Annotated in this window: 12 protein-coding genes; 8 read left to right on the forward strand and 4 right to left on the reverse strand. The window is 36.8% G+C overall.

Annotated elements, in window-relative coordinates; genetic code table 11:
- Positions 1-2: 2 nt before the first annotated feature.
- Positions 3-578 carry a TetR/AcrR family transcriptional regulator gene (locus tag ASU02_RS11080; RefSeq protein ID WP_057763479.1) on the reverse strand — a complete coding sequence of 192 codons (576 nt, stop codon included), beginning with the start codon at positions 576-578 and terminating at the stop codon, positions 3-5.
- A gap of 253 nt (positions 579-831) precedes the next feature.
- On the opposite strand from ASU02_RS11080, the gene ASU02_RS11085 reads away from it, so the two are divergent.
- From ASU02_RS11085 to ASU02_RS11090, 3 genes are read left to right on the forward strand one after another with little or no spacing between them, the layout of a single operon-like run.
- Complete coding sequence (locus ASU02_RS11085) at positions 832-1431, forward strand: TetR/AcrR family transcriptional regulator (RefSeq protein WP_057763482.1); 600 nt, start codon at positions 832-834, stop codon at positions 1429-1431.
- Between the two features lie 29 nt (positions 1432-1460).
- Entirely contained in the window at positions 1461-1604 is a 144-nt protein-coding gene (locus ASU02_RS25805) for an anti-repressor SinI family protein (RefSeq protein WP_082631764.1), read from the forward strand.
- A gap of 59 nt (positions 1605-1663) precedes the next feature.
- Positions 1664-2053, forward strand: a complete 390-nt coding sequence (locus tag ASU02_RS11090; protein ID WP_057763484.1) for a PilZ domain-containing protein — start codon at positions 1664-1666, stop codon at positions 2051-2053.
- Positions 2054-2204: 151 nt separating this feature from the next.
- Here the strand turns inward: ASU02_RS11090 and ASU02_RS11095 are convergent, their stop codons facing one another.
- A complete protein-coding gene (locus tag ASU02_RS11095) occupies positions 2205-2444 on the reverse strand; it encodes an EAL domain-containing protein (protein WP_057763486.1) in 240 nt (79 codons plus the stop codon).
- Between the two features lie 163 nt (positions 2445-2607).
- On the opposite strand from ASU02_RS11095, the gene ASU02_RS11100 reads away from it, so the two are divergent.
- Positions 2608-6015 (forward strand): MHYT domain-containing protein, encoded by a 3408-nt coding sequence (locus tag ASU02_RS11100; protein WP_057763488.1) that lies wholly within the window; start codon positions 2608-2610, stop codon positions 6013-6015.
- Between the two features lie 233 nt (positions 6016-6248).
- Here the strand turns inward: ASU02_RS11100 and ASU02_RS11105 are convergent, their stop codons facing one another.
- Together ASU02_RS11105 and ASU02_RS11110 are read right to left on the reverse strand one after the other, a co-directional pair.
- Positions 6249-6827, reverse strand: coding sequence for a helix-turn-helix domain-containing protein (locus ASU02_RS11105; RefSeq protein WP_057763489.1), 579 nt, complete (start codon positions 6825-6827; stop codon positions 6249-6251).
- A gap of 144 nt (positions 6828-6971) precedes the next feature.
- A complete protein-coding gene (locus tag ASU02_RS11110; RefSeq protein WP_057763492.1) occupies positions 6972-7691 on the reverse strand; it encodes an EAL domain-containing protein in 720 nt (239 codons plus the stop codon).
- Between the two features lie 342 nt (positions 7692-8033).
- Here ASU02_RS11110 and ASU02_RS11115 point away from each other — a divergent pair, with 342 nt between their 5' ends.
- The 4 genes from ASU02_RS11115 (at position 8034) to ASU02_RS11130 (ending at position 14172) form a co-directional block, all read left to right on the forward strand.
- A complete protein-coding gene (locus ASU02_RS11115) occupies positions 8034-8759 on the forward strand; it encodes a LytR/AlgR family response regulator transcription factor (RefSeq protein WP_057763494.1) in 726 nt (241 codons plus the stop codon).
- Positions 8760-8892: 133 nt separating this feature from the next.
- A complete protein-coding gene (locus tag ASU02_RS11120; protein WP_057763496.1) occupies positions 8893-10422 on the forward strand; it encodes a glycine betaine uptake BCCT transporter in 1530 nt (509 codons plus the stop codon).
- Positions 10423-10582: 160 nt separating this feature from the next.
- On the forward strand, positions 10583-11041 hold the full coding sequence (locus ASU02_RS11125) for a MarR family winged helix-turn-helix transcriptional regulator (protein ID WP_057763498.1): 459 nt from the start codon (positions 10583-10585) through the stop codon (positions 11039-11041).
- A 2-nt stretch (positions 11042-11043) separates the two neighbouring features.
- Positions 11044-14172, forward strand: coding sequence for an MMPL family transporter (locus ASU02_RS11130; protein WP_057763500.1), 3129 nt, complete (start codon positions 11044-11046; stop codon positions 14170-14172).
- The last annotated feature ends 461 nt before the right edge of the window (positions 14173-14633 follow it).

A 14633-nucleotide genomic window follows, 5' to 3' on the forward strand; every position in this document is an offset into this window, starting at 1 on the left:
AATTATTTATTTGTGAACATTCCGTGACTGATAATTTCCTTAATGGATGCGACCCACTCGGAATGGGGAACTCCGAAATGATTAGGAATGGCAATCGTTTGAAAAATGAACCCGAGAATTAACCCATCAGCAATATGAGCTTTTAATCTCTTCTCTTTTTTGCCTAGGTTAATAAAACTTTGCAAGTGTTTGTACATATCCAAATGGAGCGAATCTAAATGTGCCTTATTTTCTTTCACCTTATCATTCACGTTTACAGGAATTTGCACAGCGATTTTTATCATTTGCTGAACTTCAGGCATGTCAAAGATAAGATTCATAAGAAAATCAAACTGCTCCTCAAATCCATCATAGCGCTCAATTTTTTGTAAATCAGTTAAAAATTGATTCAATTCAGCGATCATATAGTCGGTTATTAATTCATCTTTATTCTCATAGTACTTGTACAATGCTCCTCTTGAGACACTCAACCGATCCGCCAGCAAACTAAAGGTAAATCCTTCATATCCATGTATAAGGAGAAGCTCTTTTGCTGCTGAGAATAACTCTTCCATTGAAAACTTTCGCTCACGTGCCATTTGATCACCTCCATATTTATTATAGTGAAATACTGTAGATACACAATCGTATTGTATCTTGTTTCCAATAAATGTGGCAAAATAAGAATGGTTCAAAAAAACAAGGTAAGCCTTACAATGGATATGCAAGAATGTATAAACCCACCTGTTGAAGAAAATGATAAATTCAAAAAATATTGACTATCTGGGTTGTTTCATAAGATAATAATACTCATGAGTAATATAAAATATTTACAGCATGGAGATGTCATTAATGGGTCAAAGAGGGAGAAAAAAGGGATCGAATGGAGAACAAAGCAGGGCACTCCTGCTAAGTATCGCGGCAAATGAATTTGCAGAGAATGGCTACCATGATACAAAGGTAAGTTCAATAGTAAAAAGAGCTGGTTTGACTCAGCCAACCTTCTATCTATATTTTCAAAATAAAGAAGCGATTTTTCAGGAATTAGTCGAATTATTTAGAGAGAACTTATTTAGCCTCACTAGGAAAAGCCGTCTGGAGCCTGGAATTGAATTAAGTTCTTTATCTGATCGGATTACATACGGTTTAGCAGGAATTTTTTCCTTCTTCAAGGAAAATCCTGATTTAACAAAAATCGGATTCTATGAATCTGCCATTGCCGAAGAGATGAAAAGGGAACTTGCCATACAAATTGAAGAAAATCTTACATCAGAAGTACAAAATGGGTACTTTAGTCAGGCTATTGATATGTGTATTTTTGCGGAAAGTCTTGTTGGGATCATTGAACGTTTGACAGTTACTAAATTATTGCCTGGCTTAAAGCAGCCGAATAGACTTGCCGAAGAGATTGTTGATATATTCTTGAATGGAATCATAAATAAGAATAACTGAGGAAAACGATCATAGGGGTTGAGAGTTAGATGAATTCGATGAAGAACGTGCAGTATAAAGAGCTAGACAAAGAATGGATTGCTCTTATTCTTCAGGCGAAGCAGCTAGGGCTTTCTACAGAGGAAGTACGGGCATTCATTCTAGGAAACCAAGTAAAATCCATGAAGAGTTAGAATAAAAATGACCTGTTTTTTTGTAAAAAAGAAGGTCTGCGACAAAGGAAGGACAATTTATGAGATATAAGAGGGATGAGGGATTCCGTTTTTCATTTGGAACACCAATACCTGTCTTTTTTACGATTGATGATATGAATAATGGAAGTATAGCTGGAACTTCAAAAGGTGAGGCAAAGCTGATTGATTTAAGCCCAAATGGGATGAAGTTAAGCCTGCCGCTTGACATCGCCATATCAAATCAAAAGGATGTAAAGATTACGGCAAAATTTAAATTATCTCAATTAGAACACTGCATACAAGGGAAAGTCATGTGGAAGAAAAACACATTCAATAGCATCTTTTATGGCATTCATTTTTCAATGGATGAACAAGAGCAAGAAGAAATGATTAGAGATCTAAAGGAGTATGCTAAAAGTCAATATAATAAAAACAACTCTGCTTACTAAAAATAACAGTAAATCTCGCCAATCAGAAAGTAACTGGGGGATTTGCTGTTATTTTATGAATCAAGGAGCGCACTCAGCTATACTTTGCAAGATACAAACAAGCCGTTTTTTTTATTCAATCCAGGTGATTGGCTATAGTAATACATTTGTGCTAGTAAAAGTTATTCTTCAAAAAATACGAACTTTGTTCCAGTGTTTCTACACCTACAAAGACAACCTCGATAGTCAATTCCTTCACTAAAGAGGCAATCGACTTAATGATTGCCTGATCCTTCAAATCATTTTCACTGAAAATATCTTGCGTAAACGTATCATCTTTTATTTTTATTGATTGGAAGCTTTTTGAAATTGACGAGGATTGAGAAGCTTGAGCCGAAATCATCAAGGTCAATGCAAATTTCCTTATAAAAGTAGTAGGAGGAATAATCTCCTCTGCACGTATCCTTATATTTGCCAGGGAGTATTTTTACTGCAGATTTTGGTAATATAATACCAATTGTCTAACTGAAAGGAATCCTATATTATGAAAGCGGTGAAATAAAAGGAGTGGTTAAGTGACACACATTGGACTATATAATGATAAGCTTGTCCTTTTATCGATATTTATTGCTATCATATCTTCATATGTCTCATTAAATATTTTCTCTCGAATCCCCCGATCAAAAGGGAATAATCAAGCATTTTGGTTATTGACGGGGTCCTATATATTAGGCCTAGGGATATGGACAACACACTTTATTGGAATGCTTAGCTTTGAAATGCGTGCTCCTGTTACTTATCAACTAAAGCTGAATGCATTTACTTTACTTTTGGGAATGGCTGTTTCGTTCATTTGTTTCTATATTGCTACTTATTCGGAGAGGAAATTTTCTTCTCTTTTTATTTGTACATTGATCCTTGGAATTGGAATCATTGTCATACACTATGTCGGCATGAAATCCATGCACACAAAAGTTGAAATGAGCTATAATTCTTTATTTGTTATTTTGTCCATGTTCATAGCTTTACTAGCATCAGGGACTGCCCTCTTTGTATTCTTTCATAAAAAAATGACCAATCAGAGGGTACTAAAGCTTTCAGCCAGTTCTGCCATACTAGGAAGTGGGATTATTGGTACGCATTACACGGCAATGCACGCTGTCACGTTAAACAGAATCTCATCTGCTTTTGATGATGAGAACATGACTCATTTTGACTCTGCTCCCTACCAAATATCAACAGATGCTTTAGGCTATGGGCTTGCGATAGCGGTCTTCATTATGATTGTTGTCGTAATTTTTTTAGCTTATCTTGATAAAAATAAAGCAGAAAGGCTCCATAAGCTTTCGCATGCTCACTATAAATCGCTAGTTGAACACAATCCGGATTTAGTATTCTGTGTAAATGTTAATGGCATTATTACTGACGTAAATCCAAAAGGGATAGAGATGTTAGAGGAAAGCAAAGAGAAAATTATTTCGAGAAATCTTTTTTCCTATTTTAATGATGCAGATAGTGAGAGGGTAAAACATAAATTTTTTCAATTGCAGGACAAGAATCAAAGTGATTTTGAAGTGATGATCAAAAATGGAAGAGACAAATGGATCCCCATTGTTATTACCTTTGTTCCGATTATTGTTGAAAAAAAACTTATTGGGATCTTTGTGGTGGCAAGGGATAATACGGAATTAATCAAATACAAGGAACAGATGAAGAAAGCTCAAAGGGAATTAATAGAGACAATACAAAAGCAGCAAGGATTAATTTTTAAGTTTTCTAAACTTGGAAATCGTTTTATTCATACACTATGTGATGGTGAATTACTTTACAGAGTAGGTCTAACTCCAGATAAGGTAATTGGAAAGGAACTGCACCATTTTCTTAATTTAAAAGAGGCTGAAAAAAGTCTGCTGGCATATAAGAAAGCTTGGGAAGGGGAAATTACTAAGTTTGAGGCAAATGCAAATGGAATCGATTATTATATCTATCTAAGCCCTGTATTTAGAGATGGTGAAGTTATTGAAGTCATTGGTTCAGGAATGGATATAACGGAGCGGAAAAGGGCTGAGAAAATTCAGCAGGACAATGAAAAATGGTACCGAAATATCTTGAATATGATGACTGAGGCTGTGCTCGTATATGGGGCGGATGATCAGCATATTGGTTTAAATGACAGTGTCTATCAAATATTTAATATGAAAAAAGAGGATTTTCATAAGCAAACGATCCATCAGCATACACTTTCTCTTGTAAAGGAGGACGGATCTCAATTACTAAATGAGGAGCTTCCAATCGGTATTACACTTGAAACGGGAAAGACAATAGCAGGAGAAATTATCGGGATCAAAAAGAAGAACCGAACGAACTGGTATTCCATCAATACAAAACTAATTAATCCAGCAGACCGAAATGATATTCCAAGAGTACTAATGACGATGTCGGATATCACCGCACTAAAAAAGCAGCAAATTAAATTGAGAGAGTCTCAGGCTTTACGAAAGACCCTAATTGATAGTTTGCCGATTGGTGTTTTAGTAGTGGATAATGACTGGAACATCGCGGCATTAAATCGACAGTTTTGCCAAATCTTTAAGATTGAAGAACCAATTAAGAATATTATAGGGAATAGAAAATCACCAAGCTATCAATATATTTATTCAAATTTGAAGAAGAGTGAGGAAACAATTTTTAATCATTTTTCTAGTGGAGAACCGGTTGTTGATGAAATAGAAATGGATGATAATCGAATGATTAAAAGAAGCTATTTTCCATTCATAATGGATGGAGAAATCAGGGGACATTTATGGACATTTGAAGACATCACAGAACGGAAATCAATGGAACAAGGGTTAATTAAAGCAAAAGAAGAAGCGATACAGGCTAACTTAGCAAAATCTGAATTTTTATCAAAAATGAGTCATGAGCTGCGAACGCCATTAAATGGCATATTGGGCTTTTCTCAATTACTAGAAATAGACGAGCTGTTAGGTGATCAGCAGAAAAAGTTTGTTCTGGAAATTTTAAAGGGCGGAAGACATCTTTTAGATCTAATAAATGAAATACTCGATCTTTCTAGAATCGAAGCGGGAAAGTTTAAAATTACGAATGAAACAGTAAAGTTTAGTATGCTGATCGATGATTGTTTGAATTTAGTCGGACCATCAGCCAATAAAAAAGGCATTAAAATCATAAAAACACATGAGTGTGATGGTAAATATGTATGTATAGATGAAGTGCGCTTTAGACAGATCCTGTTGAATTTATTGGAAAATGCTATCAAGTATAATCAGGAAAATGGTGAAGTTACGTTATCATGTGAATTTAAAGAGGGGCTTTTGGTTGTCCATGTGATCGACACCGGAATTGGAATCCCAAATGAAGAACAGAAGCGAATCTTTGAGCCTTTTTACCGCTTAGACCATAATCATACGATCGAAGGGACAGGAATTGGCCTTGCGATAGTTAAACAGCTTGTTGATATAATGGGTGGAAAAATAGGGGTTAGCAGTCAAGTAGGCAAAGGCAGTGATTTCTGGTTCAGTCTCCCAATTGAAGATGCACATATAGTTGAATTGAATGAGGGGCCAGTTCCTCCATACAAGTCATCCATTGGAGATGAAAACTATCAAATTCTCTATATTGAAGACAATTCTTCTAATTTAGAGCTAGTATCCGAAATTCTAATGAATGAACAGGGAATGACCTTATACACAGCTGAGACGGGTAAAGAGGGAATAGAAATAGCATGTGAAAAAGAGCTTGATCTCATCCTGTTGGATTTACATCTTCCAGATATGAATGGCTTTGATGTGTTGGATCAGTTAAAGGGGAATCCTAATACCAATCACATTCCAGTTATTGTTGTAAGTTCAAATGCGATGCTGGACGATATTCGTAAAGCGACAGATAAAGGGATCAAGGAGTATGTAACAAAGCCTATTCAAATTTCTTCATTTCTTGAGACAATTTCGAAATATTTATAATTAAAGAAATGACAAAATAAAAAAACGCTTGGGGTATTTTGGAATTTCAAAATACCTTAAGCGTTTTTCATTATCTAGCATGTATAGCGTTTATTTCTTTTATTGCAAATCTGGCTATGGGCTGAGCAATTAATAGCTCAATCCAAAATGCCAAACCAAAGTTTCTAAACCAGCTAGGAAAGAAATTCTGAAAAGGTTCGAGGCTTATTTTTTTCGTGCCAACCCAAGTTCTGCTATTCAGGAGTGTTGATGATTTTTTTGTATCTTCGCTCAACACTAATGGCACTTCGGTTCATTACCATGCCGATTTCTTTGTATTTATAGCCTTGAGAACGTAATTCTAAAAGCTTGTAATCTTCTTTTGTTGTCCAAGTTTGATACGTTCTTTTCTTCGTTATGCATGTATCCTTCCTACGCTCCTCTGCTGCCCATTCAGGTTCAGGCAGAAGAGTTTGTGGTTCTATATTTGAAAACTGTACTTTTTCTTTATGAAGGGCTGCCCAATTCCAAAAATCCATTGGGTCAATAAAATAGAACTTTCTTGATTGTCTAGTAATTTTTTGGGTATAGGGCAATCCATGTTTTTTTGTCCATCCTCTTACAGTAGCCCGGTCTACTTTTAATATGGCTGCTAATTCACCTATTGTAACAAGACCTGTATGCTGTCTTGTATTAGACATTTTTAATCTTGTTATTTTTACTCGAACAGATTCAAAAGAACGCTCTAACTTTTGAGCAATGGTAGACACTTTATACATTCCAATAGTATCTTCTAGAAAAAGGAGCTCATCATCTGACCAAACCTTTCGCACGTAAAAGCCTCCTCTTAAAAAAATAAAAAATATATTGCCAACTGAAATAAATAAGTTGGATTTTTTCTGTTTATAAACTTTCGGTTTATTCCGTTTGTATATATTAGTTATACCGACGAAACGAGTATCTTTTATGAACCTCACTTAGATCATTTCTGGCTTTCCTAAAAGATAGCCTTGAGCAAAGGGAACATTCAAAGCAATAGCCTGAGCTAAATCTTTATTCTTCTCTACCCCTTCTAAAATCAACTCCATCTTTTGCTCTGAATATTGAAGCAAAAGGGCAATCATTTGTTGCTTTTCCTTCGATTTATGGAGGTTATTGGCAAAATACCGATCAAGCTTAATAAAATGGGGTGAAAACTCAATAATTTTGCGTAAGGATGCTCCCCCTTTTCCAATGTCATCGATGGCAATGCGGAATCCATAATCCTTCATAACCGCTAATCTCTCTTTAAAATCAGAAAGTTCCCAAATAAGATCTTCCTTATCTGTTTCACTAAGTTCAAAGACAACCTTTCCTTTAATATGCGGGAAGTTTTTTAGCAATAGATGAATGAATTCTTCAAAGTTCTCATGAAGAATTGTTGAGGGATAAATATTAATAAACAACAGTTCATCTATTAACCGATCGAAAGGAAAGCAGCTTATGGCATGTCTGATTGCCTTAGTGTCTAATTCATATAAACAGCCGTTGCCCCTTGCTAATTCGAATGCACTTTCGATATTCCCATTGCAAAATCCATTTGGAAATCTTAGGAGTGCTTCATAGCCAAAGACCTTCCAGCTATTTAAGTTCCACATAGGCTGATAAACACTTTCAATGATTTGTTCCTCTATGCGTGTTAACATATCAATGCTCATTTTTATCCCTCTATTTCCAAGCGATCTTGTTGTTAAATAATATAATTAATGTAACTTTTATCCCATATTCTGTCGAACGCTTAAAAGGCATGAGGAGTAGGGAAAGGGGCAGTTTGAACTATTTTAGAGACAGCTTAAAACGAATTAAAGACATCTTAGGGTATTTTTTCACAAAATCCTTTTGAGTGATTATAAATACCTATTTTTTTGGAAGAATCAAGTTGAGGGTTGGACAATTTTTGACATGCCTGCTATTCTATTTGGATGTGCAAAGTCATATAGGAATAATATTTTTATATTTGATAACGATAAATCATATGCAGGTTTTAATAGGGGATGCGAATGGAGAAATTTAAAGTAATTATTGCAGATGATGATCACCCTTCGAGAATGATATTGATCCATTTTATTCAGCTGCTCTCGGAATACGAGGTTGTTCAGGAAGCATCAAATGGAGAAGAGTTCATTCAATTAGTCATGAGGGAACAGCCGGATATTGTACTTGTTGATATAAATATGCCTGGTTTAAATGGGATGGAGGCAGTTAAGATTTGCAAAGAAAGGCTGCCATCATTACAGGTTATTTTCACAACGGGTTATGATGAATTCGCTGTGGAAGCATTCAATATTTCGGCAGCGGATTATATTGTTAAGCCAATAGAGCGGACAAGGTTATTTATAGCTTTGGAAAAGGCGAAAAAACTCATTCAATTGAATAGCGGCCCAAATCAATTAAAGAAAACGGTAAACAAGCTAGTAATCAAATCTAATAACACCTTCCTATATCTTTCAGTGGATGACATTCTTTATGCAGAAAAAGAAGGGCGAAAAACGATTCTTCATACGAAAAACGGGTTTTTCGAAACATCAGAATCCCTCCAAGAGCTTGAAGGGAAGCTGCCAAAGCAATTCTATAAAACCCATCGGTCTTTTTTAGTTAACTTAAAAAAAATAACAAAAATTGTATCGTCCGGTGAAACGTATTTAGCCTATTTCAATGGGACGGAAAAGATTGCTTATATTTCTAAGCTGAAAATAAATGAGGTTCATCGATCAATGGGAACTTAAAGGGCACTGCAATCCTAATAGGAGAGCAGGCCCTTTTTTTATTTCTGATTGTTAAAGATCATTCATCCCATACTAAATATAAGAGATTGTATGCATACTAAGAGAAACAATTTGTAACAGAAAGGAAATTCTAATGAAGAGGGTATCGAATGTTTTTTGGATTTCAATTGCAATTGTTCTTGCTGCGGTAATCTTTGGATCGACCGCTCCTAACAGCTTTGAAGAGGCAACAGGTAATTTACAAGCATTTCTTACAACCGCGTTTGGCTGGTATTATCTCATTTTAGTAACCATCATTGTCGTTTTCTGTCTTTTTCTTATTTTTAGCCCTATTGGCGCCATTAAATTAGGAAAGTCAGATGAAAAGCCCGAGTTTTCAAAGGTTTCATGGTTTGCGATGCTGTTTAGTGCTGGAATGGGAATCGGACTAGTATTCTGGGGTGCAGCTGAACCGTTATCCCACTTCATCGATCCGCCTTTAGCCGAAGGGGGAACATCTGCAGCCAATAAAGAGGCAATGAGATATACGTTTTTTCACTGGGGGATTCATGCATGGGCAATCTATGCATTAGTAGCCTTAGCATTAGCCTACTTTCAATTTCGTAAAGAGGAGCCAGGGCTTATTTCAGCAACTTTAAAGCCTGTGTTAGGTAAAAGCATGGATGGAATTGCAGGAACAGTTGTTGATGTCCTGGCTGTTTTTGCAACTGTGATTGGGGTTGCGACAACATTAGGCTTTGGAGCAGCACAAATCAATGGGGGATTATCCTATTTGTTTGGAATCCCGAGTAATTTCTTTGTTCAATTTATAATAATCGCAGTTGTAACGGTCCTATTTATGATCTCCGCTTGGTCTGGATTGGGAAAAGGAATCAAATATTTAAGCAATGCTAATATGTTGTTAGCTGTAGCATTATTGATATTAATGTTTATCACCGGACCGACGCTTTTGATCCTTGATATGTTTACAGATTCCATTGGCAGCTATATTCAAAATATCATTCAAATGAGTTTTCGTATCGCCCCTCTTAATGAAGAGCATCGTACATGGATTAATAATTGGACGATCTTTTATTGGGCGTGGTGGATCTCATGGTCGCCGTTTGTTGGGATATTTATTGCTCGTGTTTCGAGAGGAAGAACCATACGGGAATTTATCATCGGCGTGTTATTGCTCCCTGCTCTTGTTAGCTTTTTCTGGTTTGCGGTATTTGGGACCTCATCCATTGAGGTACAAAATGCAGGTACGGTTGATTTAACGAAATATGCGACGGAAGAAGTTTTATTTGCTGTCTTTAGCCAATTCCCATGGTCAATGGTTTTATCAATCGTGGCTATAATCCTTGTTAGTACATTTTTTATTACGTCTGCCGACTCAGCAACATTTGTACTAGGCATGCAAACAACCAATGGTTCACTTACACCGCCAAATCAAGTGAAATTAACATGGGGAATTGCGCAATCAACTGTTGCCTTAATTCTACTGTATAGCGGTGGGCTGCAAGCACTCCAAAATGCGTTAATTGCAGCAGCATTTCCGTTTTCGTTTATCATGCTGCTAATGATGATTTCTCTTTATCGCTCTTTATCAAAGGAGAAAAAGGAACTCGGGTTATTTCATAGACCAAAACCACGCAATAAAAAACTGAATAACGAAAACTAATAAGAGCTTGCGGATTCAAAACGAACCTGTCCAGATGATTGGCGGTTCGTTTTTTTTATTGACAAAAAAGCCCTCTTTTTAGTAAAGTTAAATTCGTTAATAGTTAACTAGTTGAATAATTAATCAATAGAATTAAATTTAAACGAGGTGAAGAAATACATTGTTAGAAAATATCCAAGAACTAATAGATCAATATATTGATTTGTCATTTTCAGTCCATCGAAAAGGCGAGTCGCTCATTAGGGATCAAATTGGCAGTGATCTTACAAATGACCAGCATTATATATTGAGATATATTAGTCAAGCTAAATCATGCACATCATCTGAATTAGCTGAAGAATTTGATGTGAAAAAGAGTGCCATAACAGCTATTATCAACCGAATGTGGGAGAAGGGACTGGTTGAGCGGACACGTGATGAGAAGGATCGCCGAGTGGTATATCTTACATTAACGGATAAAGGAAATCAGCTGTATGTAGATTGTGAGGAACGGATATATAAACTTGTCGAATCTTTTATTAAAAAGTTTGATCCTAAGGAAATTAAGCAATTTCTTGAGACATACAAAAAATTGAACCAAATATTAATAGAGAGTAAAGACTACAAGGTGGAGGAATAAGGATGCATCAAATTATAAAAAATAAGTGGATAGTCATCATTGCCTGGATCGTTATTGCTGGCGGTCTATTTATGGTTGCGCCAAACATGGCAGAGCTTGTCCGTGAAAAAGGACAGATTAGTGTACCTGATGAATACTCTTCCGCCCTTGCAGGGGAAATAATGGCAGATGTAGCCAAGCAAGAGGGAGGAGGAGATGAAACTCAAGTTGCATTAGTTTTTCATAATGAAAAAAAACTGACAGCAGAAGATATGAAGGAAGCGGAAAAAGCGATCCGCATTCTTGAAAAAGACAAGGATTTAGGAATAAAAGAAATCCTAACCCATTTCAATGAAAAATCTTTAAAGGATCAGCTAGTTTCAGAGGATGGAAAGTCAATTCTTACCTCCATCACCCTTAACTGGAATGACCGTGAACCAAGTGAAGTAAATGATGCTTTATATAAAGCCATAAAAGACATAAAAGTAGACCACTATTATACAAGTGAATGGCAGATAAATGAAGATCTAATGGCAAGTTCGGAAGAGGGATTAAAGAAAACAGAGGGAATTACTGTTGTCTTTATCTTAGCTGTATTATTGCTCGTGTTTAGATCGGTCATTGCTCCAATTATTCCTTTAATGACGGTTGGATTGTCATATCTTGCTTCACAGTCGATCGTTTCATTTTTAGTCGATCGATTTGATTTTCCGCTCTCCAATTACACGCAAATTTTCTTAGTAGCTGTTTTATTTGGGATCGGTACGGATTACTGTATTTTATTGCTTAGCCGCTTTAAAGAAGAATTATCACAAAGTGAAAGTGTTGCTGAAGCAATTGTTGCAACCTACCGCAATGCAGGGCGTACCGTATTCTTTAGCGGTGTAGCAGTTATGATCGGGTTTGCAGCGATCGGATTTTCTCAGTTTATTTTATATCAATCGGCTGCAGCAGTAGCAGTAGGTGTAGCTTTATTGCTTGTAGCGTTATTTACAGTTGTTCCATTTTTCATGGCTGTATTAGGACCAAAGCTCTTCTGGCCATCGAAAAGTAAAGCAGAGCATGGTGAGAGCAAAATCTGGGGTGTAGTTGGCAGATTTTCATTAGCCCGTCCTTTCATAGCTTTGCTTATTGTAGCTGTCGTTTGTGTTCCTTTCCTAGTTACCTATGATGGAGAACTATCTTATAATTCATTAGAGGAAATTAGTGGCGACGTTAATTCTATAAAAGCCTTTAATGCGATTGCAGATAGCTTTGGGCCGGGTGAATCCATGCCAACACAAGTCGTTATTAAAAATGATGAAGAGATGGATTCAGCTGAGTACATTGGGTTAGCTGAAAAAATTAGTAAAGAGTTAGAAAAGGTTGATTTAGTTGATACTGTACGTTCAGTAACACGACCAACAGGTGAGCCAATCGAGGACTTCTTTGTTGCAAAGCAGGCTGAAACGCTTGAAGAGGGCTTGGGTGAAGGAAAAGAAGGAATCGATAAGATTAGTGAAGGCTTAAACGAGGCCGGCAGTGAATTATCTAAATCAGAGCCAGAATTAAAGAAGGCTACGAATGGGATTAATGACTTAATTTCTGGAACGAGTGAACTGCAATTAGGGTTAAAAGAAATTCAATCAAATCTAGCAAAGATTGAAAACGGAATTCGTCAGGGGACAAAAGGGTCTGATGATATAAAAGCAGGTTTAGCCCAGTCTAAAAAAGGTGCGGAGGATTTACTTGCTGGTTATAAAGAACTCCTTGGAGGATATCAAAACTTACACGGGAACTTACAAACGATTACAGCAAATTATCAAAAAGTCGGTCAAGGATTGTCTGCTTTATCTGCTGGAATTGCACAGGCAAATGACGGGATGTATGGTTATTTGGAAAATAAGTATACAGACTTATCAGCTGATGACCAATATCAAAAGATGAAGCAAACGATATCAGGAGAACAAGGGCTGCTTAAACAGCTTGGCGGGTTGTCTGCCAATATAAATGAATTAAATGCAGGGCTTGCTAAAGTAACTGAAGGAATGGCTGGAGCCAACACCGGATTTGAAAAAGCAATGGGCGGCCAAGGCGGTTTGGCGTCAGGTCTGGAACAATTAATTAAAGGGATTGAGGCACAGCAAGCCGGATTTAATCAGCTTGCCAATGGGCAAGGGCAGATTATTAAAAATATGCCAAAGGTAACAGATGGATTAAATAGTGTGAATGATGGGCAGAAACAGCTTCTTGCAGGCTTTGGCGATCTTGGCGGCCAAATCGGCCAGCTAACAGATGGCCTCGGCCAAAGTGCGGAAGGATTGAATAAAGTTTCTGAAGGATTAGAATCTGCACAGGATTACCTTGCTGGATTGTCTAAATCCGAAAATATGGATGGCTTTTACTTGCCTTCAGAAGTATTGGAAAGTGAAGACTTTGTTCAAGTGTTTGACACGTATATGTCAAAAGATCGTAAAGTGATGACGGTTGATGTTATCTTTAAAGCGAACCCATATTCCAATAAGGCAATCAATCAGGTTGATGAAATAAAAGATGCTGTTGAAAGAGCAACAAAGGATACGAAGTTAGAAAATGCAGTGGTGGCAGTAGGCGGAATTACGAGTACAAACGCTGATTTAAGCAAAATGTCTGATCAAGACTATTCTCGTACGGTTGTTCTCATGCTCGTCGGAATTTCGATTATTTTGGTATTTTTATTCCGTTCAATTATTATGCCAGTGTATATTATTGGCTCTTTAATTCTTACGTACTTTACATCAATGGCAATCAATGAAGCTATATTTGTCAATATGCTTGGCTACAGCGGCATTAGCTGGGCAGTTCCGTTCTTCGGCTTTGTTATTCTTGTTGCCCTTGGTGTCGATTACAGTATTTTCCTAATGGACCGATTTAACGAGTACAAAGATCTTTCTGTTGCAGAAGCGATGCTTCTTGCCATGAAAAAAATGGGTACAGTAATTATTTCAGCTGCGGTTATTTTGGGAGGGACATTTGCTGCGATGATGCCTTCTGGCATGCTCTCGCTGCTGCAAATTGCCGCTATCATCATTGTTGGTTTATTCCTTTACGCGTTTATCATGCTTCCGCTGTTTATTCCTGTAATGGTGAAAAACTTTGGGGCAGCCAACTGGTGGCCGTTTAAAAGAAGTTAAATTGAATAATAGAAAAGAGGCTGACTCAAAAGGTCGTTTATTAAACGGTTTTTTTGACTCAGCTTTTCTTGTAGAGTCCTATTTTAGTGGGCAATGCAATGGATATATCCCTAAGAATACGATAAAAAAGTCTCATAGAGGAAGCCTATGGGACAAAATCCTTGAAAAGATGAAAGGAAAAGTCTCATAGAGGAGGTCTATGGGACAAATCCTCGAAAAGATGAAAGGAAAAGTCTCATAGAGGAGGTCTATGGGACAAAATCCTTGAAAAGATGAAAGGAAAAGTCTCATAGAGGAGGTCTATGGGACAAAATCCTTGAAAAGATAAAAGGAAAAGTCTCATAGAGGAGGTCTATGGTACAAAATCCTTGAAAAGATGAAAGGAAAAGTCTCATAGAGGAGGTCTATGGGACAAATCCTCAAAAAGATGAAAGGAAAAGTCTCATAGAAGGAGGTCTATG

It is taken from the genome of Cytobacillus praedii (genome assembly GCF_001439605.1).
Lineage (GTDB): Bacteria > Bacillota > Bacilli > Bacillales > Cytobacillaceae > Cytobacillus > Cytobacillus praedii.

Bases quoted from the DNA above. Each gene is read 5' to 3' on its own strand.
- ASU02_RS11080 (WP_057763479.1), bottom strand. From the start codon at position 578: ATGGCACGTGAGCGAAAGTTTTCAATGGAAGAGTTATTCTCAGCAGCA.
- ASU02_RS11085 (WP_057763482.1), top strand. From the start codon at position 832: ATGGGTCAAAGAGGGAGAAAAAAGGGATCGAATGGAGAACAAAGCAGG.
- ASU02_RS25805 (WP_082631764.1), top strand. From the start codon at position 1,461: ATGAATTCGATGAAGAACGTGCAGTATAAAGAGCTAGACAAAGAATGG.
- ASU02_RS11090 (WP_057763484.1), top strand. From the start codon at position 1,664: ATGAGATATAAGAGGGATGAGGGATTCCGTTTTTCATTTGGAACACCA.
- ASU02_RS11110 (WP_057763492.1), bottom strand. From the start codon at position 7,691: ATGAGCATTGATATGTTAACACGCATAGAGGAACAAATCATTGAAAGT.
- ASU02_RS11115 (WP_057763494.1), top strand. From the start codon at position 8,034: ATGGAGAAATTTAAAGTAATTATTGCAGATGATGATCACCCTTCGAGA.
- ASU02_RS11120 (WP_057763496.1), top strand. From the start codon at position 8,893: ATGAAGAGGGTATCGAATGTTTTTTGGATTTCAATTGCAATTGTTCTT.
- ASU02_RS11130 (WP_057763500.1), top strand. From the start codon at position 11,044: ATGCATCAAATTATAAAAAATAAGTGGATAGTCATCATTGCCTGGATC.